This is a genomic window from Aliiroseovarius halocynthiae, assembly GCF_007004645.1.
GTDB lineage: Bacteria > Pseudomonadota > Alphaproteobacteria > Rhodobacterales > Rhodobacteraceae > Aliiroseovarius > Aliiroseovarius halocynthiae.
In genome coordinates, this window is record NZ_ML660019.1 from 813487 (window position 1) to 837019 (window position 23533).

Sequence of the window (23533 nt, forward strand, 5' to 3'; positions counted from 1 at the left end):
ATCCGCTAAATAAACGGGGCCCGCATGCATTTGCACACGGGCCCGGTCATTACATTACCACTGAGAAGCAACTTCCCATTTGGCGATCATGGTGTTCAGCGTGCCGTCGTCTTTCATCGACTGGATGGCCGCGTCGAACTTGGCGCGCAGGTCGCCGTCGCTTTCGCGGATACCCATGCCAACGCCGCCACCGATCTGCTCCATACGCTCAAGCAGGACCAGGCCGTCAGCGCCAACCATGGTGTCGAGGAAGGACTTATCGGCCAGAACCGCATCAGCTTCGCCGTTTTTCACCGCAGCAACGGTTTCTTCCGGGGTTGCGAATTCAACCAAAGTCCAGCCCTGTTCAGCCACGAAAGCGGCCTGAATGGTGGTTGCCTGAGCAGCCACAACACCGCCAGCCGGGTCTACGTCTGCCGACATGGCAGCGTAAGCCGAGGGATCTGGGGGGGTGTAGGCTTGGGTGAAGTCGATGACTTCGTCACGCTCGTCGGTGATCGACATGCCAGCGATGATGGCGTCATAGTTGCCCGATACGAGGTTCGGAATGATGGTGTCCCATTCGTTCTTCACCCACTCGCAGGACAGTTCTGCGCGCTTGCACAGCTCGTCGCCCAGCTCGCGCTCGAAGCCGTCGATTTCGCCGGCATCGTTTACGAAGTTCCATGGTGCATAGGCACCTTCGGTGCCAAGGCGCACGGTATCCGCGGCCATTGCGAAGCTGGCGGTCAAAGCCAGCGCCGCTGTCGAGACGATCAGTTTTTTCATGATTTACTCCCAAGTTGCATTTATTGGTTTAAGTTGGTCTCACACGGGTTGCGAGTGAGACAGGAATTGCTTCAGGCGCTCGCTTTTTGGATTGCCAAACAGTTCGGCTGGCGCACCTTCTTCTTCGATCAGACCCTGATGCAGGAACACCACATGGTCCGAGACGTCATGCGCCATGCGCATATCGTGGGTCACGATGATCATGGTGCGGCCTTCGGCGGCCAGATCCTTGATCACCTTGACGACTTCTTGTTCCAGCTCCGGATCCAGCGCCGAGGTCGGTTCATCAAACAGCAGCGCCTTGGGTTCCATGCACAGCGCACGCGCAATTGCGGCACGTTGTTGCTGGCCACCTGACAGTTGCGCCGGCCAAACATCGCATTTGTCGCCAATGCCAACCTTCGCGAGATATTCGCGGGCCTTTTCTTCGACCTCGGCCTTGTCTCGGCCCAGCACTGTCACCGGGGCCTCCATCACGTTCTGCAGAATGGTCATATGGGACCATAGATTGAACTGCTGGAATACCATCGACAGGTTGGTGCGGATCCGCGTGACCTGCGCACGATCGGCGGGGTGACGGTTCAGGCCGTGCCCTTTCCACTTGATCGGTTCACCCTCGAAACGAATATCGCCCTGCTGGCTTTCTTCCAGCAGGTTGGCGCAGCGCAGCAGGGTGGATTTACCCGATCCGGACGATCCGATCAACGACACAACATGCCCACGCGGCGCGACCAGATCGACACCTTTCAGCACTTCCAACGCACCATAGCTTTTATGCAGGTCGCGGATTTCGATTACCGACGTGGCGTCGGTAGAGGGCTGTTCAGAGTTGTCGCGAGGCACGAGGTGTTCCGGATTGTGACAGGTTTTGTGGTGCCCGAGTAGGACGCAATTCTAACAGGATTGCAACGTCGAAATGACGGGGAAGTCACGTAAATCCGGGTAGAAGGTCGGTTCGCGCTGCGAAATGTCGGATTGTGCGACGGGGATCAACAACGGGTAGAGCGCGCGCGTGATTTGTCGCGGTGCCCTGCAGAGGGATGGAATCAGGTGAAGACCGGTTGGCTGGTTTAAAGAGCCTTCGATGCACGTTGCCGCGCGAGGTTGCTGTCAAGATCGTTGATCCCCAGAAAACGCGGGATCATCCGCATCAGCGCGTCCTCTTCCGAGGCACGTTCGCCATCGGTCAGAACGATGGTCCACGCGGCTTCCAAGATGGCGATGCGGTCATCAAGGGGCACGGCCTCTTTCACGGCGTTGGTGAAACGCACGGTGTCCGGTGCAGAGGCTTCCAAGGCTTCGGCCTTGCCGCGCAGGGCCGAGGCATCTGCGTCGGTCAGGTCGTGACGTTGTGCAAGAATGCGGTCAATCGCGTGCTTTTCAGCCGCGTCATAGTCGTTATCCGCGCGTGCAAGCCTTACAAGAATTGCAGCCACGGCCAGACGGGCGTCGTCGTCCTGAAGCGGCTCGGGCGCGGGTTGGGTCAGTTTGTCTAGAAGAGATCGCAGCATGTGTTCAATGTGGGGACGGCATGCGAAATGCCAAGCCCTATCCTTTCACTTATCCGTCATAGCCTTCGATGATCACCAGATCGCAAGTGGAAACTTCGTCTCTGATGGCTTTGGCTGTTTGATATTCGGCGCTGTCATAGCAAGCGCGGGCAGCTTGATAGCTGGGGAATTCGATCACCACGTTGCGTGAACGGGACTGACCCTCGACAGTATTAAACGTGCCACCACGCACCAAAAACCTGGCGCCATGCTCGGTAAATGGGGCCGCGTTTGCCGCGACATAGTCTTTATAGCGTTCGACATCGTCCACATCGACACGCCCGATCCAATACCCTTTGGCCATTTCTGCCCCCAATCGTTCAGTTCGCCAGATTCTTCAGCGAATAGCGGATGTCGTCAATCGCAATTCCGCCCGGATCTTGATGCGTGAGAGTAATGGCCATGATCGGAGCATCGCTTTGGAAGCCGAAACTGTGCACGCCATGGCCGGGTGTCACCTGCGCGACGTGTGACAAACTGGCGTCCGCGCCATAGAAGTGCAGCTGGACGGGGCCGGGGGCAGGGCGGCTGCCCAAAGGATCGGCATAGTCCAGATGCAGGCGCAGGGCGAAAGACTGGATCGGGGCATCGAAACTGATCGCCAATACTCCTTCACCCCGGCCAGACCTCTTTTCAAACCCATCAGGGCCTAGGGGAAACAGGGCGTTGGATCCAAATCCCGCATGAAATGCAACCGCGTGGGGTGGAGTGTGTGTGGGCTGGAGGACCCTTGGTGGACGTGTTGGGGCACCTTCAAGTGCGGCAAAGCCCTCCTCTTCGCCCAGAGCCTGTCCGTTCAACATTGCCCCCAAAGCCGCACCGGGCGCATGGATGGTTCCCTGAATAGCTTGCCCCGGTTCAGGCAGGACAGGGTATTCCTCAAAATCAATCAGACCCGCTGCGGTTTGGGCGATCGTGTCATAAGGGACCTGCGTGATGGGATTGCTGAAAGCTGCGCTGGTACTTAGGCCGATGATCAGAAGCGATAGCCGGATCATTCCACCACGATGTCACTGCGCGGAACACCCGCAGCATCTGCCACGCGCGCGACCAGATCAGCCTCTTCATCGCGCAGGACGCCATCCGCAAGCGACACCTGCCAAAGCGCTGTGATGATTTTTATCCGCTGCTCTATCGGCATCGTGTCTTGAACGGTGCGGGCGAGATCCTCGGTCGATCCTGCGGATTTTTCCTGGACTTCGCACTCGGCGCGAAGCTTCGCAGCCTCAATCGGGTTCAGATCATAGTGGCGGGCGAATAGGCGATCGATCCGGGCAATCTCGGTCTGAGCATAATCCGCATCCGCGCGTGCCAGTCTTACCAACAGCACACCCATGGCGCGCTGCGCATCCTTTGTCCAACTGGTTTGATCTGCATGCGGCATAGGCGGCTCCCTCTTGGTCTTTGGCACCCTAGGACACGTATCCCGCAAAGAAAAGGGCGGGGAAATCCCCGCCCGTTTCTGCAATTTGGATTGGTTTAGACCAGCCGCTCGATCTCTTTCGCGGCGCGGACGAAATCGGCAAAAAGCGGCGCCGGATCGAAAGGTTTCGACTTCAGTTCCGGGTGGAACTGAACACCGATGAACCACGGGTGATCTTTCCATTCAACGATTTCTGGCAAACGTCCATCCGGCGACATGCCCGAGAAGACCAGCCCGCAGTCTTCCAGCTGCTGGCGGTATTTGGTGTCGACCTCATAGCGGTGACGGTGGCGTTCCTCGATGGTCTCGGACCCATAGACTTCGGCCACTTTCGAGCCGTCAGTCAGGGCAGCCGTATAGGCGCCCAGACGCATGGTGCCGCCCTTGTCGTCGGAGACTTTGCGTTTCACTTTGTAATTGCCCTGCACCCATTCCTTCAGGTGATAGACAACGGGGGTGAAACGGGTTTCGCCCGCTTCATGGTCGAACTCTTCGGACCCGGCATCAGTGATGCCTGCCACGTTGCGCGCGGCCTCGACCACGGCCATCTGCATACCCAAGCAGATGCCCAGATAGGGGATCTTGCGTTCACGCGCGAACTGAGCCGCCTTGATCTTGCCTTCTGTGCCTCGTTCGCCAAAGCCGCCGGGGACCAGAATGGCGTGGAAGCCTTCCAGATAGGGCGCAGGATCTTCCTTATCGAAGGGTTCGGCATCAACCCATTCCAGCTTTACGCGGGTCCGGTTGGCCATGCCGCCATGGGTCAGCGCTTCTTTGATGGACTTATAGGCATCTTCCAGCTGAGTATACTTGCCCACCACGGCCACGCGGACCTCGCCTTCGGCGTTGTGAATGCGGTCTTCCACGTCTTCCCAGCGGCTAAGGTCGGGCTTCGGGGCCGGGGCGATCTGGAACGCATCCAACACGGCCTGATCCAGCCCCACATTGTGATAGGCCATCGGCGCTTCATAGATCGATTTCAGGTCGTAGGCTGGGATCACGGCCTCTTGGCGGACGTTACAGAACAGGCCGATCTTGGCGCGTTCTTTATCCGGGATCGGGTGTTCCGAGCGGCAGACCAGTACATCAGGGGCGATGCCGATCGAACGCAGCTCTTTCACACTGTGCTGTGTGGGTTTCGTTTTCAACTCGCCCGAGGCCGCAAGGAACGGCAGAAGCGTCAAATGCATGAAGATACATTGCCCACGCGGGCGTTCTTGGCTGAACTGGCGGATCGCTTCGAAAAAGGGCAGGGCTTCGATGTCGCCTACGGTGCCGCCAATTTCACACAACATGAAATCAACCTCGTCATCACCGATTTCGATGAAGTCTTTGATTTCATTCGTGACATGCGGGATCACCTGAATGGTTTTGCCCAGATAATCTCCGCGCCGCTCTTTTTCCAGCACATTGGTATAGATGCGGCCCGAGCTGACCGAATCTGTATTCCGTGCGGCCACACCGGTGAAGCGCTCATAGTGGCCAAGATCCAAGTCCGTCTCGGCCCCGTCATCCGTCACGAACACTTCGCCATGTTCAAATGGGCTCATCGTGCCGGGATCGACGTTCAGATAGGGATCAAGCTTGCGCAAACGCACAGAATAGCCGCGCGCCTGCAAAAGCGCCCCCAAAGCGGCTGACGTCAGGCCTTTGCCCAACGAAGAAACAACACCACCGGTGATGAAGATGTAACGTGCCATATGTTTGGCTGCCCCCGTGTTACTGGCGTCATGACGCCGCAAAATCTGGTAAGTGGACGCGCGAATGCCATAAGAAATGACGTCGCGAATCCCGTCCTCACGGGATTAAAGATATAACCGATTCCGGCGTCCCGCGCAACCGGATCGTCTAGATCATGGGGCAGCTATGTGCCCCGGCTCTAGGTGTTGTGTGGGTGGTCTATCGTCCAGTTTTCATTGCGAAAACTGGTGCAATAGAAAATGGTGGGCAGGCAGGCTGCCCAAAGATCGTTGCGCGATTAGTCTGCGCGCGGAGGCGTCAGGCTTTCGTCGGTGCTGACCGGCGGCAGCAGATCGCTGACATCCGGAACAGCCGGGGCGGTTTCACCCGCGGCAGGTGCTTCCAGACCCAGAGCATCCACAACCGAGCTATCGGCAGAATTTTTGGCCGAAATAACAGTCAGCGCAATCGACGTGATCAAGAACGCAATCGCGAAGCCCCAAGTTAGCTTACCCAAAGCCGTAGCCGCGCCGCGCGACGACATCACGCCGCCTCCACCGCCGCCGCCAATACCAAGGCCGCCGCCCTCAGAGCGCTGCAAAAGCACGATCCCGATCAGCCCAAGGGCCAGGATCAGGTGAATGACGAGGATGACGTTTTCCATATGGGGCGTTTCCCGTGATTTGGGTTCGTTCGATCTGCCGGGGTATGTAGGCGAAAAGAACGCAGGGTGCAAGTCGCCGTGGGCAGGATCGCGACCTTTCTGCATTCGCAGCAATTACTCCTTTCGCTGCGGAAGATGTGCCGCTATACCGGGCCGGGTTTTCTTTGAGATAGGAAAAAGACCATGGCCAATGTCGTTGTCGTAGGCGCCCAATGGGGCGATGAAGGAAAAGGTAAGATCGTTGACTGGCTCAGCGAACGTGCCGATGTGATCTGCCGGTTCCAAGGGGGGCACAATGCGGGCCATACTCTTGTTATTGACGGAGCGGTGTACAAGCTGCACGCGCTGCCCTCGGGTGTTGTGCGCGGTGGCAAGCTGAGTGTGATCGGCAACGGTGTTGTGTTGGACCCGTGGAACCTGCTGAAGGAAATCGAAACTGTGACGGCGCAAGGCGTTGAAATTACGCCTGAAACGCTGATGATCGCGGAAAACACCCCGCTGATCCTGCCCTTCCACGGCGAACTTGACCGCGCCCGTGAAGAGGCCGCGTCGAAAGGCACCAAGATCGGCACCACCGGTCGCGGCATCGGTCCGTGCTATGAAGACAAGGTTGGCCGTCGCGCCATCCGTGTCGCCGATCTGGCAGACCATGCCACGCTTGAGGCCCGCGTCGACCGCGCGCTGCAGCACCACGATCCGCTGCGCAAAGGTCTGGGCATCGCGCCCATCGACCGCGACGCGTTGATTGCTCAGCTGAAAGAGGTTGCTCCGAAGATCCTGAAATTTGCCGCTCCGGTCTGGAAAGTGCTGAACGAAAAGCGCAAATCCGGCAAGCGGATACTGTTCGAAGGTGCTCAAGGCGCGCTTTTGGACATTGATTTTGGTACCTATCCCTTCGTGACGTCCTCGAACGTGATCGCGGGGCAGGCTGCCACGGGTGTGGGCATCGGACCGGGTTCGATCGACTATGTTCTGGGCATCGTGAAAGCCTATACCACTCGCGTAGGCGAGGGCCCGTTCCCGACCGAGCTGGACGATGATGACGGCCAGCGTCTGGGCGAGCGTGGGCACGAGTTTGGCACCACCACCGGCCGCAAGCGCCGTTGTGGTTGGTTTGACGCGGCTTTGGTTCGCCAAACCTGCGCGACTTCGGGCGTGACGGGTATCTCTCTGACGAAATTGGACGTTCTGGACGGCTTCGAGACCCTGAAAATCTGCGTCGGCTATGATCTGGACGGCGAGCGTATGGATTACCTTCCTACCGCAGCCGATCAGCAGGCCCGCTGCACGCCGATCTATGAAGAGATGCCCGGCTGGTCAGAATCGACCGAAGGCGCACGCAGCTGGAATGATCTGCCCGCGAACGCGATCAAATACGTGAAGCGCGTGGAAGAACTGATCGAATGCCCCGTGGCCCTTCTGTCCACCAGCCCGGAACGGGACGACACCATTCTGGTGACTGACCCGTTCGCGGATTGATCTGATGGCGCTGGGATATAAAGCACGTAAGCGACTGGCACTTCTGGTGTTGGTCGTTGGGCTTCCGCTTTACATCATCGCAGCGGTGTTTGTGGTCAGCCTGTTCAACCGGCCACCCATCTGGCTTGAGTTCATCGTCTACGCGGTGCTTGGCTTCTTGTGGATGCTGCCCTTGAAAAACGTGTTTCTGGGCGTCGGGAAAGCCGACCCGGATGTGGACGAGGCCGAGTACCCCCATGATCCGGCAGGGAAATATGCCCTAAAAGACAAGGGTGAAGACTAAAAAAGGCCCCAAGATCGGGGCCTTTTTAGTTTGGAGAATGTCACTGTAAGGCAGATTATGCAGTCTGCAGCCCATTGTGACCGGTCTTTGCTAACGCGTAACTGCCCTGTGCCACTTTTATGAAGTCGCCATCACGCAGCAGACGAGCAAACGCCCGCAACGCGTCATCCCGAGTAATGCCTCCCGGTACATCTAATGTCGTCACAAGATAGACCACCTCAGGGCGACTAAAGTTTGGCTGGCGTGTACTTTGCGTGACAAATGCGGCTGCGGCACGCAGATAGGCCGCAGTGTCACTTGCGTTTTGCTCTTGAACGTAGGTCGCGAACCGCAGTTCATCACGGGCGATGCGGCCGGATGGCTCAGCTTCTGCGTCATCCGCATCTGTACTAGACTGCGGGGTGCCAGGATTGACCCGGCGTGGGCTAACGACGCGATTACGCGCATTGTCAGTTGTGGGAGTCTGTTCCGGATTACGCTGTTTGATCTGTTGCTCCGAAATCAAGACCAAAGGCGGTGTTTGGTCTGCATCTGTGGTATTTTGCGCATTACTTTCCGGCTCAGGCGGCTTTACAGCCTTTGCTAGATCGCTTCGATATTGTGTCTCGTATTTGTCTTCATCGTCCTCACCGCCACCTTCGGATTTGTCGGCCAATGCTGCTTGCACAGCAGCTTTCAAGTGACCAATCGAGTTGCGACGGCGCGAGACTTCGTGGCTGTCCATATGGTTGTTGGTTTGTGCCAGAATTCGTTCGACCGACGTGTCATTTTCGTCAGTTTCTTGATCAACAAAGATGTTGGCGCGGCGCTCTCGACGTGCGTCAACGCGGCTTTCTTCTTCCATCGAGGATAGCAACGCTTCAATCTCGTCGTGGAGATGCGATTCTGAAGTGGCTGCATCCTCTGCCCGGCTTTCGGCCTGCGGCGTCGTGCCATGCAATGGAGCGTCCAGAGATAAAAGGGGCATTGGTGCGATGGTTGAAGCGTCGTCGCCCAATGCAATCTCCGGCTCGATGTCTTCAGGCGTGGTTTCGCCCTGCATGGGCTGTTCCGTCTTGGTGTCCGAAGCAATGGCGTTGACATGCTCGATCACAGGCGCGCCCATTGCTGTATTCGACAGCGCGTCCTCACCCTCGTCGTCCTGCCGTTTGCGTTTGACACGCAGCACGCGCGAGACCTGGGAGGTTACATCCACAGCTACAGAAGCGTCGTCACCAAGCAGAACCGGGGGCAGAGCGGGCTCAGCCACAGAGTTTTGCGCATCGTTGATTGCGATGCGGTCTTTCACACGTTGGCGCATTGCCAGTCGATCATCTGGCGCTTGGGGTGGTGTCGGGTTTTCATCGGTGGCCAGGGCGTGTTTGCTTATTAAGTCATCGAATTCGTCAAGATCTCCGAGATCGGTCTTCTCATCACCCGAGGCATGCTCGTCTTCAAGAAATTCGTCCGAACCATCGGCGCCAAGTGATGCTTCGCGCAGACGGGATAGTTTGGCGAAGGCATCTTCGATCTCAAGTTCATGCGTGGCCCCTGCCTCTTCTTCCTGAGGTTCGACATCGATTTCTTCGACAACGATATCGCGGGCCAGTGCCTTCTCGCTCGGCGCCTCCATTTGGACATGGGGAATGTCGTTTTCGACGGGTTCGGGAGTGCGATCCTCGCGGTCTTGCTCGCTTTGACGCAGAATGATGCTTTGATCCTCAATCCGGGCGTCAACGTGCATCAGCGTTTCGCGCTGTGCAATCTCAAGAAGCATTGCTGCGTCTGGAGATGCGGGTTCGGCCCCGAAACTCGGGTCACTCTCCGACAAACTACGGAAGTATTCGGTAATAGATTTCATTGCGCTAAAGGGGTCGTCGAACCCTTCCAGCGTACAGGAAAATGTGCCATAAGAAACTGTGAGGATCTTGCTGCTGCTACCCATTAAAACTCACTTTCCAAACCAGAGCGACGACAAGGTTACATATTCCCCCCAAAATGCGCAAAAGCGCGATGCGGGTGGTGTTTTTTTGGGGCCGAATTGTGGCGCCCACGACGAATTGGATCAAATTTAGTCATGAGTTGTCAAATCCCCCCCCAAGATTCTGGTATTACCTTACTAGGTGGTGGGCAGCTTGCTGCGCAAGATCTTGATGAATCGTTAACTATGGCTCCAAATTTGATCGGTGTGGATGGTGGGGCCAACATGGTGTTGGCTTTGGGTCATAATTTGCTGGCTGTTTGTGGAGATCTGGATTCGGTCTCGGCGGAGACATTGTTCGCTGTGGATCCCGAAATTGTGATCGAAACGCCGGATCAGAATCGAACAGATTTCGATAAGGCACTGGATTTGGCCGATGCCCCGGTGATCTTGTGCGTCGGATTTACGGGCAAGCGGATGGACCACCAATTGGCCTGTTACACCGTGCTGGTGCGACAGGCTGCCAAACCGGCGATTCTCATCGGCGACGAAGATATCTGTTTTCACCTGTCCCACCCTGTCACATTGGACCTTCCGGTTGGGACCCGCCTTTCGCTGTTCCCGATGGCCCGCGTGGTCGGGCATGGCGGTGGGTTGCGCTGGCCGGTTGATGGGTTGGAATTTGCGCCATGGGGCCAGATCGGCACGTCGAACGAGGTGCGCCAGGGACCCGTCACCCTGTCCGCCGATGGGCACGGGCTTTTGGTCATTTTGCCACGAAGATATCTGCGGGATGTCGTTCGCGTATTGTGGCAGGGCGACCCGGCGCTGTGCCCTTAACACTAGCAGTTGGGAACGTTTACAGCGAGCCCGCCCAAAGAAGTCTCTTTGTACTTCTCCATCATGTCCTGACCGGTTTCGAACATCGTCTTGATGCAGGCATCCAGCGGAACCAGATGCGTGCCGTCACCGCGCAGGGCCAGCGACGCAGCTGATACCGCTTTGATCGCACCCAGCCCGTTGCGTTCAATACAGGGCACCTGAACCAACCCGCGCACCGGGTCGCAGGTCAGCCCCAAATGATGCTCCAATGCAATTTCTGCCGCGTTTTCAACCTGCATAGGCGTGCCGCCCATGACGGCGCACAGGCCAGCCGCAGCCATCGCGCTGGCCGAACCGACTTCGGCCTGACAGCCAGCTTCTGCGCCCGAAATCGACGCGTTGTGTTTGACAATCGCCCCGATGGCTGACGCGGTCAGCAGGAAGTCGTGAATGCGCGAAGGGGACGCGCCCGGCACATGGTTCAGCCAATAGTAAACCACCGCAGGCAATACCCCGGCCGCACCGTTGGTCGGGCTGGTCACAACCTGCCCACCTGCGGCGTTTTCTTCGTTCACCGCCATGGCATAGACGCTCATCCAGTCGTTGATCGTATGCGGTGCGGTGAGGTTCAAACCTTGCTCGGCGATCAGACTGTCATAGATGGCCTTTGCGCGGCGTTTGACCATCAGGCCACCGGGCAGGATACCGTCATTCGCCAAGCCACGTTGGATGCAATCCTGCATGACGTCCCAGACCCGGTCGAGCTTTTCGGCCAGCGTCGCAGGACCCATATGCTCCAGCTCGTTCGCACGTTTCATATCTGCGATGCTTTTTCCCGACGCCTTCGCCATCTGAAGCATTTGAACAGCATTCTCAAACGGATAGGGGTGGGTTTTCGCGTCTGCCGCGTCCAGGGCGGCCTCTTGCGCTTGTTCGGCTTCGGTCACCACAAAGCCGCCGCCGATGGAATAATAGGTCTCGCGCACCACCACGTCGCCTTGCGCGTCGGTGGCCATCAGTTGCATGCCGTTGGCATGGCCGGGCAGGGGGTGGTCATAGTCAAAAATCAGATCGGTTTTCGGCGCAAAGTTCAGTGTGCCCAATCCGTCGGGCGAGACAGTATGGGTTTCCGCGATCGCGGCCATAGCGGCCTCCGCCTTGGCATGGTCATAGCTGTCGGGCAGGAAGCCTGCCAAGCCCAGAATGGTTGCGCGGTCGGTGGCGTGGCCGACACCGGTAAATGCCAGTGATCCATGCAGCGATGCTTTCAGGCCATGCACTTCGAAAGGTTGGCTGCGCAGCAGGTCCAGAAACCGTGCCCCCGCAACCATCGGTCCCATCGTGTGGGAGGAACTGGGACCAACCCCAACCTTGAACATGTCGAAAACAGACAGGAACATCATGACCTCGCTTCAATTCGTCAGACCATTGTGCGGATTTCGCGCGGATATGTGCGTGGAAAAGCGACAGTTTTTATCCCAATCGCGTTCCTGCCGCCTGATCAGTCTGGTCGCGTCAGGACAAAGGCTGCCCCCGCGCCCATCAATGTGCCCTGCAACACCAAGATCCACCACGCCACCCCCATTAGCAGCGAGATGACAAAGACCAGTGTCATCATACTGACGGCTAGGGTTTTGGCCCGGCGCGAGATCGCGCCGCGTTCTTCCCAATCACGAATTGACGGGCCGAAATGTGCGTGGTCAATCAGCCACGCCCGGGCGCGCGGGCTGCCCTTGCCGAATGCAAATGCGGCGACCAGAAGAAAGGGCGTGGTTGGCAGGACGGGCAGAATGACGCCCAAAAGGCCAAGCCCGACAGCGGCCCATCCCAGAATGATGTAGAAAAACTTGCTCATGTCTTGCGCCCAAGTTACTGCGCGCACCTTCCCGTGATGCCTGCAAATTGTCCAGACTTAACAGGTTCTAAAGCGCAGCACCTTCAGGGGGATTTGCAGGCGATGGCGCGCTAAGCGGTGTCTGTCCCAGACCCTCGGCGATGATGGCGGCTTGCATTGCGGGCCGGGCCTCGATCCGCTGAGCAAGGGCTTTTAGGCGCGGCCACGTGTTCAAATCGAACCAGTTATCCCCCCTTAGATACAGCGCAAACCACCGCAATGGGACAGCCACATAATAGTCCAAAGCCGTGGGCGTTTCACCGCCGAACCAGCTGCGTTTGGCGCCCAGCAGCGCCTCATAGCGATCCAGATGCCCTTGCAGGCGTTTTGAGACAATGCGCCGGTGATCTTCGACGGACCCAGCCGTGAAGCGTTCGGCGTAGAAATGCTGCCGCAGGTCCGTCTGCATCCCGTTCGAGGCCACCATCATCCACGACAGAAATGCCCCACGATCCGGGCTGTCTACTGCCGGAGCCATCTGGCCCGCGCGGTCGACTAGCCACATCAGAATGGCTGCGGTTTCGAACACCACCCCGTCCGGCGTCTCAAGCGCTGGGATTGTCCCCATCGGATTGACCTTCAGATATGCCGCACTGTGCTGTGCATTGCTGGCACGGTCCACCAGAACGGTTTCATAGGGGGTGCCCAGCTCTTCCAACACAAGGCGGATGATTAGTGAGGCGTTGTCGGGGGCGTAGTGAAGTTTCAACATGCGGCGACCCAAACAAATTCAACGCGCTGTGACCAGAAAAATCGCACTTTTGGCCGCAGCATGCTCGCCAAGACGCGGTGGGACCTCTATAAATTTCCCAATATTTTATATATCTAAGGGATTCGTAATCATGTCTGCCCAATTATCCCCCATTGATGCGGCCAAAAGCATTGCCGCTAAATTTGCGGTTCAGTTCGTTGAAGATGGTATGCGTGTTGGGTTGGGAACGGGCTCAACTTCGGCTTGGATGATCCGGTATCTCGGCGAGCGTATAAAAGACGACGGACTGGACATCGTCTGCGTACCCAGTAGCCAGCGAACGGCGGAGTTGGCGGAGGGCGCAGGGATTCGTCTTTCCAGACTGGATGATGTGAAGTGGCTTGATGTGACGATTGATGGCGCAGATGAGTATGACGGCGAGCTGACGTTGATCAAGGGCGGCGGCGGAGCGCTACTACAGGAAAAAATTATCGCGACCGCTTCGGATCGGATGATCGTGATCGCTGACCACTCCAAAGAAGTTGGACATCTCGGCGCGGCGCCGCTACCGATCGAAGTGGTGCCCTTCGGATTGCAAACCACCCGCGCAATGGTCGAAGCCGTTTTGGAAGGAATGGACGTGCTTGGCTGGGAGGCTGCAGTGCGCCGGGTTGATGGAAGCCCATTCACGACCGATGCTGGCAACCATATCCTAGACTTGCACCTGAACCGCATTGGCGACCCTCGCCGACTGGCTTTGGCGCTGAACCAGGTGCCAGGCGTCGTTGAAAACGGCTTGTTCATTGATATCTGCGATGTGGTTGTCGCCGGGCACGGAGATGGCCGTGTCGAGGTGACGGATCTGGAAAACGGTACAATCAGTGAAGCTTTGATGGATGTTGAGCAAGCCAGCAATATCTTTGCCAACCTGTGATCCGCACTGAGCGCGGATTCGTGATCATTGTGTCAGGAGCCGGGGGTGGAAAGCCGCGCCCCAAATGCATAACTTTCTGCGACGACAAACCTATATGTGATGCGCACCCGGTCGGGTGGGACGTGAAAGGCAACGGAAATGAGCGGATTTGACTATGACCTCTTTGTGATCGGCGGCGGTTCGGGCGGCGTTCGCGCTGGTCGCGTCGCAGCCGAGGGCGGCGCGAAAGTGGCGTTGGCGGAAGAGTTCCGTATGGGCGGTACCTGTGTCATCCGTGGCTGTGTGCCGAAAAAGCTGATGGTCTTTGCCTCGCAACATGGGCCCGCTGCTGCAGACGCGGCTGCTTATGGTTGGAAGGGCAATGCGCGTGGTGAATTTGACTGGAAAGACACATTCCGCCCGGCACTTCACGCCGAGTTGGATCGTCTGGAAAGCATCTACACCCGCAACCTCGGCAACTCGGGTGCCGACATCTACAACGCACGCGCGGTTGTGAAGGATGCCCATACAGTCGAGCTGTCGACCGGTGAAACCTTCACCGCCAAACACATCTTGGTGGCCACCGGCGGACGCCCGTTCATTCCCGATACACCGGGTGCGGCCGAGCTGGGGATTACCTCGAATGAAGTGTTCAATCTGGAAGACTTCCCTGAGCGGATCCTGATCGTGGGTGGTGGATATATCGCGACAGAGTTTGCTTGTATCTTCAACGGCCTGGGCAGCCATGTGGCGCAATGGTATCGCGGCGCACAAATCCTGCGCGGCTTTGATGATGAAGTGCGCGGTTTCCTGGCCGAACACATCCGCGAGCGTGGTGTAGACCTGCATGTGGGCCTTGAGGTCGAGCGGATGGAGCGCCGCGACGGCGCCATTTGGGTCAAAGGTACGGATGGGCGCGAAGAAACCTTCGATCAGGTGCTCTTTGCAACGGGGCGTGTGCCGAATACCGACGGTCTGGGTCTGGAAGAAACAGGCGTAAAGCTAGGCCGTGGTGGCGAAGTGGTCGTGGATGACTACAGCCAGACCTCGGTCCCGTCGATCTATGCGGTGGGCGACGTAACCAACCGGATCACCCTGACCCCGGTTGCGATCCGCGAAGGCATGGCCTTTGTGGAAACAGTCTTTAACGGCAATCCGACAAAACCGGATCACGAGAATGTCGCCTCGGCCGTGTTCACCCAACCGGAATACGGCACGGTAGGTCTGTCCGAGGAAGACGCCCGCGTGCAGGAAAAAGTCGACGTCTATTGTGCCGCCTTCCGCCCCATGCAGAAAAGCTTCATCGGGTCGAACGAGCGCGTGCTGTTCAAGTTGATTGTCAGCCAGGCCACTCAAAAAGTGCTGGGTGTGCATATCGTGGGCGACGGCGCAGGCGAGATGATTCAGTTGGCCGCTGTGGCTGTGAAAATGGGCGCAACCAAGACGGATTTCGACCGAACCGTGGCCGTTCATCCGACCATGTCGGAAGAGATCGTGCTGATGAAGTCACCCACGCGCAGCGACTGATCCAGCAATAAGTGCATCTAAACATGTGAAAAGGGGGCGCATTGCGGCCCCTTTGCCTTGAAATTCTGCGCCCGAAGGGCCAGTTATGAGCGCGAAACCCTGTTTTCAACACGGAAGGAATAGGACCAGATGGCCAGCGATAATGGCGGTCCCTGGGGCGGCGGTGGAAACCGTGGCGGCTCTGACGGACGTCCCCCCTCGAATAATGGTGGCAACCGCGGCGGAAATAATCGCCCCGGCGGTGACAACCCCCAGATCCCTGAAATCGACGAGCTGATGAAAAAAGGCCAAGAACAGCTGCGCGTGCTGATGGGGGGTCGTGGCGATTCCCGAAAAGGCGGCGGTCAGGGTGGCCAAGGGGCAGGTGGTCCCGGTATTGGGCGCGGCTCGATTCTGCTGATCGCATTGGTTGCGGCTGCGGTTTGGGTCTTTGCCAGTTTCTATCGCGTGGACACGTCCGAGCAATCGGTCGAACTGCTGTTTGGGGAGCGCTATGGCGTCGGGCAAGAGGGTCTGAATTTCGCCCCGTGGCCCGTTGTGACCAAGGAAATCTACCCCGTGACCCGCGAGAATGTCATCAACATCGGTGATGGCACATCTGAAGGCCTGATGCTGACCGGCGACGAAAACATCGTCGACATTGATTTCCAGGTCGTGTGGAACATCTCGGACATTGAAAAATTCGTGTTCAACCTGGCCGCTCCCGAAAACACCATTCAGGCCGTATCCGAATCCGCCATGCGCGAGATTATCGCGCGCTCGCTCCTGGCACCGGTCTTAACTTCGGACCGTGGTGTTATTGCGCAAGAGCTGGAAGAACTGATTCAGTCCACGCTCGATGGCTATCAGTCGGGTGTGAACATCGTGCGTGTGAACTTTGACCGCGCTGACCCGCCCGCAGAAGTGATCGACAGCTTCCGTGAAGTTCAAGCCGCAGAACAGACCCGCGATACGTTGCAGAAACAGGCCGACGCCTATGCCAACCGCGTTGTGGCGGCTGCCCGTGGTGAAGCGGCTCAGTTGGTAGAGCAGGCCGAAGGCTATCGCGCACAGGTCGTGAACGAAGCCGAAGGTGAAGCTGCACGTTTCCTTGCTGTGTTCGAAGAATACCAGAAGGCGCAGGACATCACCCGCAAACGTCTGTATTTGGAAACGCTGGAAAAAGTCATGACCAGCGTCGACAAGGTCATTCTGGATGAGGCCATCAGTGGTGGCAACGGTGTCGTGCCCTATCTGCCCCTGAACGAGCTGAACAAATCACAATCAAACAGCGGAGGGTCGAACTGATGAAACGTACTCAAATCGCTCTTTTTGTCATGTTCGCTCTGGTCGTTGGTGCGTTGCAGGCAGTCTATATCATTGATGAGCGGCAGACCGCGCTACGTCTGTGGTTCGGTGAAGTAACAGCCGAAATCCGCGAGCCGGGCCTGAATTTCAAAGTTCCGTTCCTGCACGAGATCGTCAAATACGATGACCGGATCTTGCCGCTGGATACGCGAAAGCTGGAAGTGACCCCGGCCGATGGTCGCCGTCTTGAGGTCGACGCGTTTGCCCGTTGGCGCATTGCGGATGCCAAACAGTTCCGCCGTGCGGTTGGCGCAAGCTCGATCGAAGGTGCGCGTCCGCGTCTTGAACGGATCCTGAACGCTGAATTGCGCGAGGTTCTGGGTAAAGTGAACTCGGGCGCTGTTTTGTCGGCAGACCGTGTGGTTCTGATGAACCAGATCCGCGATCAGGCGCGTGCGCAAGCTTTGTCGCTTGGCGTTGATATCGTTGACGTGCGGATCAAGCGCGCCGACCTGCCCAAGCAGAACCTTGAAGCCACATTTGAACGGATGCGCGCCGAACGTCAGCGTCTGGCCGCAGACGAAATCGCCCGCGGTAATGAAGCCGCGCAGCGTCTTCGTGCGACCGCAGATCGTACCGTGGTGGAAACCGTATCGGAAGCCCGCAAGAACGCGCAGATCGTTCGCGGTGAAGCAGACGCTCGCCGTACCGCCATTCTGGCGGATGCTCTGGGCCGTGATGCCGAGTTCTTTACCTTCCTGCGTTCGCTGGAAGCCTATGAGAAATCTCTGACGACGGGCAATTCGTCGCTGGTGATTTCACCAGATAGCGAGTTCTTCGACTATCTGGAATCAGAACAAGGGCGCCAATGAGCCTTGTTCTGCTAGGCATCGGGCTTGTGCTCGTGATCGAGGGGCTGGTGTTCGCACTGGCCCCTTCGCGTCTGGATGATCTGGTTCAGATGATGGCGTCCATGTCGCGCGATCAACGGCGCATGATTGGCTTGGTGGCGCTGGCGCTTGGAGTGCTTCTTGTCTGGCTATCAGGCATTCGCCCATGACGCAGACCGCGATCCGGTTTGAGGCAGTAATTTTGCGTAAGCAAGATGATCTGCCCCGCTATATTATCATCAAGCCCGAGATCGCCCGCGCGTTCTCGGGCTCTTTCGATGCTCAAGTATCTTTGAATGATGGTCAGCTATTCCATCGTCGCATTCACCCTTGGGGAAAAGGGTCGGACGCGTATTTCTTCAACCTGACCAAGGTGCAATGTTACAAGGCTGAATTGGGCACCGGCGACATGTGCCATGTGACCGTGATTCCCGTCTGATTGCTCACGCTGTGTTACGCACGTTCACATACCGGTGAGATCGCATTCCAAACTTTGCGTTGCGCTTTCCCGCTCCTATCTAGAGACTATCATTCAAGCGGATGTTTCATCCGGTAGTTATCGAAAAGGAGAGTAGTGTGAGAGCGCAGGCATACGCCATCAGGCAGGTGCAGTCAGAGTTTTATCGGGGTTTTGTGGCCCTGATCCTTGCGGTCGCCACTTTGTTGGCAACATCCATTCGGGTAGACGCACGCGGTGCGCCGGAAAGCTTCGCGGATCTGGCCGAGCAGGTCAGCCCGGCTGTGGTGAACATCACCACCTCGACCATTGTGGCAGGTCGTGAAGGCGGCCCGCAGCCAATGATCCCCGAAGGCAGCCCATTTGAAGAGTTTTTCCGCGATTTCCTAGAGCGCAATCAGCAAGGTCCGAATGGCGATCAGGCCGAACCGCGCCAGCGTCGCAGTCAGGCTTTGGGGTCCGGCTTTGTCATTTCTGAAGATGGATTCATCGTCACCAACAACCATGTCATTGAAGGCGCAGATGAAATTCTGATCGAATTTTTCGACCGGGACGAGCAGCTGGAAGCCAAGGTGATCGGTACAGACCCCAACACGGATATTGCACTTCTGAAAGTCGAAAGCGACGAGCCGCTGACCTATGTCAGTTTCGGGGACAGCGACATCATGCGCGTTGGCGATTGGGTGATGGCCGTGGGTAACCCGCTTGGGCAAGGTTTTTCGGTGTCTGCTGGGATCGTGTCACAGCGCAACCGCGAACTGTCGGGTAACTATGACGACTATATTCAAACCGATGCGGCCATTAACCGTGGAAACTCGGGCGGTCCGCTGTTCAACATGGACGGTCAGGTGATCGGCGTGAACACCGCAATCCTAAGCCCCAATGGTGGCTCGATCGGGATCGGGTTTGCCATGTCCTCGGCCGTGGTGGATCGTGTGGTTGCTCAGTTGAAGGAGTTCGGCGAAACCCGCCGCGGTTGGCTGGGTGTGCGTATTCAGAACATCACAGATGACATTGCCGAGGCATTGGGTCTGGAAAGCACGGACGGCGCGATGGTGACGGATGTACCGGATGGTCCTGCGAAAGATGCGGGCATTCAGGTGAACGACGTGATCCTAAGCTTTGACGGAGTCGAGGTCACAGATTCGGGCGAACTTGTGCGCACTGTGGGCAATGCCCCTGTCGGCAAGGCTGTGCGCGTGATGATCCTGCGTGATGGTAAGACCGAAACCATTCTTGTGACGCTTGGGCGTCGCGAAGATGCGGTTGCAGCCTCGAACCAAGGTGAAGAAGCACCTTCGGCCCCGGCGGAACCCAGCAAGCTTCTGGGCATGTCGTTGGCTCCGTTGGATGACACCTCGCGCGAAGCACTGGGGCTGAACCCGGGCGAAGAAGGGCTTGCCGTTCTGGACATCGACGAAGACACCGAGGCCTTCGAAAAGGGCATTCGCGCTGGTGATGTGATTTCGGAAGCCGGGCAACAGCCGGTGACCTCGATCAAAGATCTGGAGGACAGCTTGCAGGTGGCGCGTGATGGCGGGCGGAAGTCGGTTCTGCTTTTGGTGCGTCGCGACGGCAACCCGCGCTTTGTGGCATTGTCGCTGGGTGAATAGGCCAAAAAAGAAATAGCCCGCCAGAGCGTATCTGGCGGGCAAAAAGAAACCCGCGCTAATCGGCGCGGGTTTCTTTTTGTCTGGTCCTGAACAGTGTTGTTCAGGTCAAACAGATTGGTGAGTGGTGAGGTCTTAGATCGTGTCGATATCGGCGCGGCACAGCCCGATATCTTCAAGCTCGCGATCTGTCAGTTTCGACAGTGCGTTGCGGGTTTCGCGAGCGTCATTCCAGGCGACCACAGCGGCAACAATACCGCGCATGGCGTCGGACAGACGGCCCCCGAAGACACCGCCGGTTACGGGAGTCATGGTTTCGAAAGCAGCCATTTTCGTGTCCTTCACAAAAAAGAGGTTGGGTGAGCTTGTTTGCTCTGAGGCGCCATCTAGGGCCGAAAATTCGCCCCCACAAGCACGGTTTTTTGCATGTCCCGTATGCGTTTTCTGCAACGGGTCGCTTTCGGAAAAAACAGGGTCGAAATTGGTCGGAAATTGGCGAAATTAACCATAATCGGTCGGCGTTCAGTGAAATTATTTTTTGCTGGTGCCTTGAGCTTTGGCATGCTGCGCACACACCGGATTGTTTCACGCCAAATCCCGCTGGCCTATGTTCTTGTTTCGTGCTAGTTCTTGGCGCGACACAAAAACGCGCCGGAAAGGCCGTGAAATAACAGAGCAGGGCAGGATATGCGCATCATAGGCATTGACCCGGGACTTCGAAATATGGGCTGGGGTGTCGTTGATACCCAAGGGACTCGCCTGTCACATGTGGCCAACGGGGTCTGTATGTCGCGTACGGGGGATCTGGCCTCGCGGCTTTTGTCCTTGCACGAGCAACTCTCGGATGTAGTGGCGCGGTTTCAGCCGGATACGGCGGCTGTGGAACAGACATTTGTGAACAAAGACGCGGTCGGCACCCTGAAACTGGGGCAGGCACGCGGGATCGCGCTGCTTGTGCCGGCTCAGGCGGGGCTGTCGATTGGGGAATATGCGCCGAATGCGGTGAAGAAAGCCGTGGTGGGTGTGGGGCACGCCGACAAGCAACAAGTGGATCATATGGTGCGGATGCAATTGCCGGGGGTGCAAATCACCGGACCGGATGCGGCGGATGCTTTGGCCATTGCGATTTGCCATTCCTTCCACGCACAAAATGCAGGACGGCTTGAGGCCGCAGTGAAAAGGGCGACAGCATGATCGGACGGATCGCAGGATGCATTGACTATCGGGCGGATGATCATGTGCTGATCGACGTGAAGGGCGTTGGCTATCTGGTCTATGTCTCGGACCGAACGATGTCGGCCCTGCCGGGAAATGGCGAAGCCGTGGCGCTTTATACAGACCTTCTTGTCCGCGAAGACAATCTGCAACTTTTTGGCTTCACGTCTCTGGTCGAGAAAGAGTGGCATCGCCTTCTGATGAGCGTTCAGGGCGTGGGGGCGAAGGCCTCGATGGCCATTCTGGGCACGCTAGGCGCGGACGGCGTTAGCCGCGCAATCGCGCTGGGTGACTGGAACGCGGTGAAGGCGGCCAAGGGGATCGGCCCCAAGACAGCACAGCGCGTGGTGAACGAGCTGAAAGATAAGGCGGCCAGCGTTATGGCGTTGGCAGGAGCAGGGGGTGCAGCTGGGGCAGGCTCAGGCGCTGTCGCGCCTGAGCCTGATCTCGATGACGTGGTCATCGAGACACCCGCAGTTGCGGGTGCGCAAGCAGTGCCCTTAACGCCAAATGTTGACCCCGCCGCGCAGGCTGAAGCTCTGTCTGCATTAACCAACCTGGGATACGCCCCCGGCGAGGCTGCCTCCTCCGTGGCGCAGGCTTTGGGGGATGATCCGGCGCTGGACACTGCCGGGTTGATCCGGGCTGCATTGAAACTGCTTGCGCCTAAAGACTAGGCGCTAAAGGATTAGGTTATGTCGATCTCGGACCCTGCACACAGCCCCGACCCGACCCTGCGCCCGGCCCCCACGCCGGAAGAACGCGCCGAGGTGGACCGCGCCCTGCGTCCGCAAGCGCTTGGTGATTTCATCGGTCAGGCCGAGGCGCGCGCAAACTTGCGTGTTTTCATCGAAAGTGCCCGCCGCCGGAACGAGGCGATGGATCACGTGCTGTTTCACGGCCCGCCCGGTCTTGGTAAGACGACGCTGGCCCAAATCATGGCGCGCGAGCTTGGGGTTAATTTCCGCATGACCTCTGGCCCCGTTTTGGCCAAGGCTGGTGATCTGGCGGCGATCCTGACCAATCTGGAAGCCAATGACGTCTTGTTTATTGATGAGATTCATCGCCTGAACCCGGTCGTCGAAGAAGTGCTCTATCCCGCGATGGAAGATTTCGAGTTGGATCTGGTCATCGGCGAAGGCCCTGCGGCCCGCACCGTGCGGATCGAGCTTCAGCCGTTTACTTTGGTGGGTGCGACCACCCGTCTGGGCCTTCTGACCACGCCCTTGCGTGATCGTTTCGGCATTCCGACGCGATTGCAATTCTATACGGTGGACGAGTTGCACGAGATCGTCTCGCGCAATGCAGTCAAGTTGGGCGCTCCGGCGGACGAAGATGGCGCGCGAGAGATTGCGAAACGTGCGCGGGGAACGCCTCGGATCGCGGGGCGCCTGTTGCGGCGCGTCGTGGATTTCGCGGTGGTTGAGGGCGACGGGCGCATCACGCGTGACATCGCCGATAATGCACTGACCAGGTTGGGCGTCGATAATCTGGGCCTTGATGGGGCGGATCGGCGCTATATGGGACTGATGGCTGAACATTATGGCGGCGGTCCCGTTGGGATCGAAACGCTGTCGGCGGCTTTGTCCGAAAGCCGCGATGCACTGGAAGAAGTGATCGAGCCCTACCTGCTGCAACAAGGCCTGATCCAGCGCACGCCGCGTGGGCGAATGCTTGGGCAACGGGCGTGGAGCCATCTTGGCCTGACTGCGCCTGCACCGCAAAAGCCGGGGCAGGGGCAGCTCTTCGATGGATAACGCTTGAAACGCGCGCCCGTATAGGGGACACCCGGCGCGATCAAGGAGAGAATGATGACCGACGCGCCGCTTATGACCCCCGCTGATGTGACCGCACATTTCACCCGCTCGAATGGCAACTTCACTTTTGCACGTTGGGGGCGCCCGATCGTGCCGGTGGTCTTTGGCGTCGAAGAACAGACGCTGGAAGTCGTGAAAGGCGCGGTCGAGGCAGTGGTTGTACTGGCAGACCATAAAATGGCCGAAACAGATCCCGAGCTGGGCGCAAACCTGATGGTCTTCTTCTTCCGCGACTGGGACGAATTGCTAGAGGTTCCAAAACTGGACGAGCTGATCCCGGATCTGATCGCAACAGTTGCGCGTCTGAAAGGGGCAGGGGCCAGCCAGTATCGCGCGTTCCGTTTCGACGACCAAAACGCCATTCAGGCCTGTTTCACTTTTGTCTGCATGACCGATGCCATGGCTGCGCAACCTGCCGAAGCCATCGCCCTGACCCAAGCCGTTCAGGCGATGCTACTGTGGAGTGATGAGATTTTCGCCACCCAAAGCCCTCTTGCGCTGTTGCCGGATGGGCAAACCATCCTGCGCCCAGAGATCGCCGCACTGGTCAAAGCCGCCTATGACCCAATGCTGCCCGTTGCTGCCGATGACGCATCCCACGCGCTGCGGATGTTTGCGCGGCTACCGAATTCCTAGAGGTTGTTCTTGCAGCACGGCGCTGCA

General features: G+C 57.9%; 27 protein-coding genes. 14 read left to right on the forward strand and 13 right to left on the reverse strand.

Annotation, left to right across the window (positions count from 1 at the left end):
• Positions 1-54: 54 nt before the first annotated feature.
• The 8 genes from FIL88_RS04100 to secG all read right to left on the reverse strand — a co-directional run bounded on the left by FIL88_RS04100 (position 55) and on the right by secG (position 6190).
• Positions 55-768 (reverse strand): transporter substrate-binding domain-containing protein, encoded by a 714-nt coding sequence (locus FIL88_RS04100; RefSeq protein ID WP_142852524.1) that lies wholly within the window; start codon positions 766-768, stop codon positions 55-57.
• Positions 769-807: 39 nt separating this feature from the next.
• Positions 808-1611: an ABC transporter ATP-binding protein gene (locus FIL88_RS04105; protein WP_142852525.1), complete on the reverse strand. Its 804-nt coding sequence runs from the start codon at positions 1609-1611 to the stop codon at positions 808-810.
• 227 nt (positions 1612-1838) lie between these two features.
• A complete protein-coding gene (locus tag FIL88_RS04110) occupies positions 1839-2279 on the reverse strand; it encodes a tellurite resistance TerB family protein (RefSeq protein WP_142852526.1) in 441 nt (146 codons plus the stop codon).
• A 49-nt stretch (positions 2280-2328) separates the two neighbouring features.
• The gene (locus FIL88_RS04115; RefSeq protein WP_142852527.1) at positions 2329-2622 is read right to left on the reverse strand and encodes a DUF1330 domain-containing protein; all 294 of its coding nucleotides are present in this window, start codon (positions 2620-2622) and stop codon (positions 2329-2331) included.
• Between the two features lie 16 nt (positions 2623-2638).
• Entirely contained in the window at positions 2639-3316 is a 678-nt protein-coding gene (locus FIL88_RS04120; RefSeq protein ID WP_142852528.1) for a hypothetical protein, read from the reverse strand.
• Entirely contained in the window at positions 3313-3702 is a 390-nt protein-coding gene (locus FIL88_RS04125) for a tellurite resistance TerB family protein (RefSeq protein ID WP_142852529.1), read from the reverse strand. Before FIL88_RS04125 ends, FIL88_RS04120 begins: the two co-directional genes overlap by 4 nt.
• A 95-nt stretch (positions 3703-3797) precedes the next feature.
• Entirely contained in the window at positions 3798-5441 is a 1644-nt protein-coding gene (locus FIL88_RS04130) for a CTP synthase (protein WP_142852530.1), read from the reverse strand.
• Between the two features lie 278 nt (positions 5442-5719).
• Positions 5720-6190: a preprotein translocase subunit SecG gene (gene secG, locus FIL88_RS04135; protein ID WP_407642324.1), complete on the reverse strand. Its 471-nt coding sequence runs from the start codon at positions 6188-6190 to the stop codon at positions 5720-5722.
• Positions 6191-6268: 78 nt separating this feature from the next.
• Here secG and FIL88_RS04140 point away from each other — a divergent pair, with 78 nt between their 5' ends.
• On the forward strand, positions 6269-7564 hold the full coding sequence (locus FIL88_RS04140) for an adenylosuccinate synthase (protein ID WP_142852532.1): 1296 nt from the start codon (positions 6269-6271) through the stop codon (positions 7562-7564).
• A gap of 4 nt (positions 7565-7568) precedes the next feature.
• Entirely contained in the window at positions 7569-7847 is a 279-nt protein-coding gene (locus tag FIL88_RS04145) for a DUF2842 domain-containing protein (RefSeq protein WP_142852533.1), read from the forward strand.
• A gap of 55 nt (positions 7848-7902) precedes the next feature.
• Here FIL88_RS04145 and FIL88_RS04150 read toward each other — a convergent pair whose 3' ends face one another.
• Complete coding sequence (locus FIL88_RS04150) at positions 7903-9771, reverse strand: hypothetical protein (protein ID WP_142852534.1); 1869 nt, start codon at positions 9769-9771, stop codon at positions 7903-7905.
• Between the two features lie 132 nt (positions 9772-9903).
• Here FIL88_RS04150 and FIL88_RS04155 point away from each other — a divergent pair, with 132 nt between their 5' ends.
• Entirely contained in the window at positions 9904-10587 is a 684-nt protein-coding gene (locus FIL88_RS04155; protein WP_142852535.1) for a thiamine diphosphokinase, read from the forward strand.
• A gap of 2 nt (positions 10588-10589) precedes the next feature.
• On the opposite strand, the gene FIL88_RS04160 is transcribed toward FIL88_RS04155, so the two are convergent.
• From FIL88_RS04160 to FIL88_RS04170, 3 genes are all read right to left on the reverse strand, one after another.
• Positions 10590-11969: an L-serine ammonia-lyase gene (locus tag FIL88_RS04160; protein WP_142852536.1), complete on the reverse strand. Its 1380-nt coding sequence runs from the start codon at positions 11967-11969 to the stop codon at positions 10590-10592.
• Positions 11970-12070: 101 nt separating this feature from the next.
• Positions 12071-12424 carry a YbaN family protein gene (locus FIL88_RS04165; RefSeq protein ID WP_142852537.1) on the reverse strand — a complete coding sequence of 118 codons (354 nt, stop codon included), beginning with the start codon at positions 12422-12424 and terminating at the stop codon, positions 12071-12073.
• A 67-nt stretch (positions 12425-12491) separates the two neighbouring features.
• Positions 12492-13175, reverse strand: coding sequence for a glutathione S-transferase family protein (locus tag FIL88_RS04170; protein ID WP_142852538.1), 684 nt, complete (start codon positions 13173-13175; stop codon positions 12492-12494).
• Positions 13176-13305: 130 nt separating this feature from the next.
• Here FIL88_RS04170 and rpiA point away from each other — a divergent pair, with 130 nt between their 5' ends.
• The 7 genes from rpiA to FIL88_RS04205 all read left to right on the forward strand — a co-directional run bounded on the left by rpiA (position 13306) and on the right by FIL88_RS04205 (position 19841).
• Positions 13306-14088, forward strand: coding sequence for a ribose-5-phosphate isomerase RpiA (gene rpiA / locus FIL88_RS04175; RefSeq protein ID WP_142852539.1), 783 nt, complete (start codon positions 13306-13308; stop codon positions 14086-14088).
• Between the two features lie 138 nt (positions 14089-14226).
• Positions 14227-15594 carry a glutathione-disulfide reductase gene (gor, locus tag FIL88_RS04180; protein ID WP_142852540.1) on the forward strand — a complete coding sequence of 456 codons (1368 nt, stop codon included), beginning with the start codon at positions 14227-14229 and terminating at the stop codon, positions 15592-15594.
• 129 nt (positions 15595-15723) lie between these two features.
• Positions 15724-16881, forward strand: coding sequence for an FtsH protease activity modulator HflK (gene hflK / locus FIL88_RS04185; RefSeq protein WP_142852541.1), 1158 nt, complete (start codon positions 15724-15726; stop codon positions 16879-16881).
• Between the two features lie 29 nt (positions 16882-16910).
• The gene (hflC, locus tag FIL88_RS04190) at positions 16911-17753 is read left to right on the forward strand and encodes a protease modulator HflC (protein WP_407642350.1); all 843 of its coding nucleotides are present in this window, start codon (positions 16911-16913) and stop codon (positions 17751-17753) included.
• Complete coding sequence (locus FIL88_RS04195) at positions 17750-17941, forward strand: DUF2065 family protein (RefSeq protein WP_142852543.1); 192 nt, start codon at positions 17750-17752, stop codon at positions 17939-17941. The genes hflC and FIL88_RS04195 overlap by 4 nt, the downstream gene beginning before the upstream one ends.
• The gene (locus tag FIL88_RS04200; RefSeq protein ID WP_142852544.1) at positions 17938-18210 is read left to right on the forward strand and encodes a hypothetical protein; all 273 of its coding nucleotides are present in this window, start codon (positions 17938-17940) and stop codon (positions 18208-18210) included. Before FIL88_RS04195 ends, FIL88_RS04200 begins: the two co-directional genes overlap by 4 nt.
• A 101-nt stretch (positions 18211-18311) precedes the next feature.
• The gene (locus FIL88_RS04205; protein WP_142852545.1) at positions 18312-19841 is read left to right on the forward strand and encodes a Do family serine endopeptidase; all 1530 of its coding nucleotides are present in this window, start codon (positions 18312-18314) and stop codon (positions 19839-19841) included.
• Positions 19842-19973: 132 nt separating this feature from the next.
• Here the strand turns inward: FIL88_RS04205 and FIL88_RS04210 are convergent, their stop codons facing one another.
• Entirely contained in the window at positions 19974-20168 is a 195-nt protein-coding gene (locus FIL88_RS04210; RefSeq protein ID WP_142852546.1) for a DUF1127 domain-containing protein, read from the reverse strand.
• A 357-nt stretch (positions 20169-20525) separates the two neighbouring features.
• Between FIL88_RS04210 and ruvC the strand changes: the two genes are divergently transcribed.
• Genes ruvC through FIL88_RS04230 form a run of 4 tightly spaced genes read left to right on the forward strand, consistent with a single transcriptional unit; the run spans position 20526 to position 23506 of the window.
• Positions 20526-21032 (forward strand): crossover junction endodeoxyribonuclease RuvC, encoded by a 507-nt coding sequence (ruvC, locus tag FIL88_RS04215; RefSeq protein ID WP_142852547.1) that lies wholly within the window; start codon positions 20526-20528, stop codon positions 21030-21032.
• Positions 21029-21730, forward strand: a complete 702-nt coding sequence (ruvA, locus tag FIL88_RS04220; protein ID WP_142852548.1) for a Holliday junction branch migration protein RuvA — start codon at positions 21029-21031, stop codon at positions 21728-21730. The genes ruvC and ruvA overlap by 4 nt, the downstream gene beginning before the upstream one ends.
• A gap of 18 nt (positions 21731-21748) precedes the next feature.
• A complete protein-coding gene (ruvB, locus tag FIL88_RS04225; RefSeq protein WP_142852549.1) occupies positions 21749-22810 on the forward strand; it encodes a Holliday junction branch migration DNA helicase RuvB in 1062 nt (353 codons plus the stop codon).
• Between the two features lie 51 nt (positions 22811-22861).
• The gene (locus FIL88_RS04230; protein WP_407642325.1) at positions 22862-23506 is read left to right on the forward strand and encodes a hypothetical protein; all 645 of its coding nucleotides are present in this window, start codon (positions 22862-22864) and stop codon (positions 23504-23506) included.
• The last annotated feature ends 27 nt before the right edge of the window (positions 23507-23533 follow it).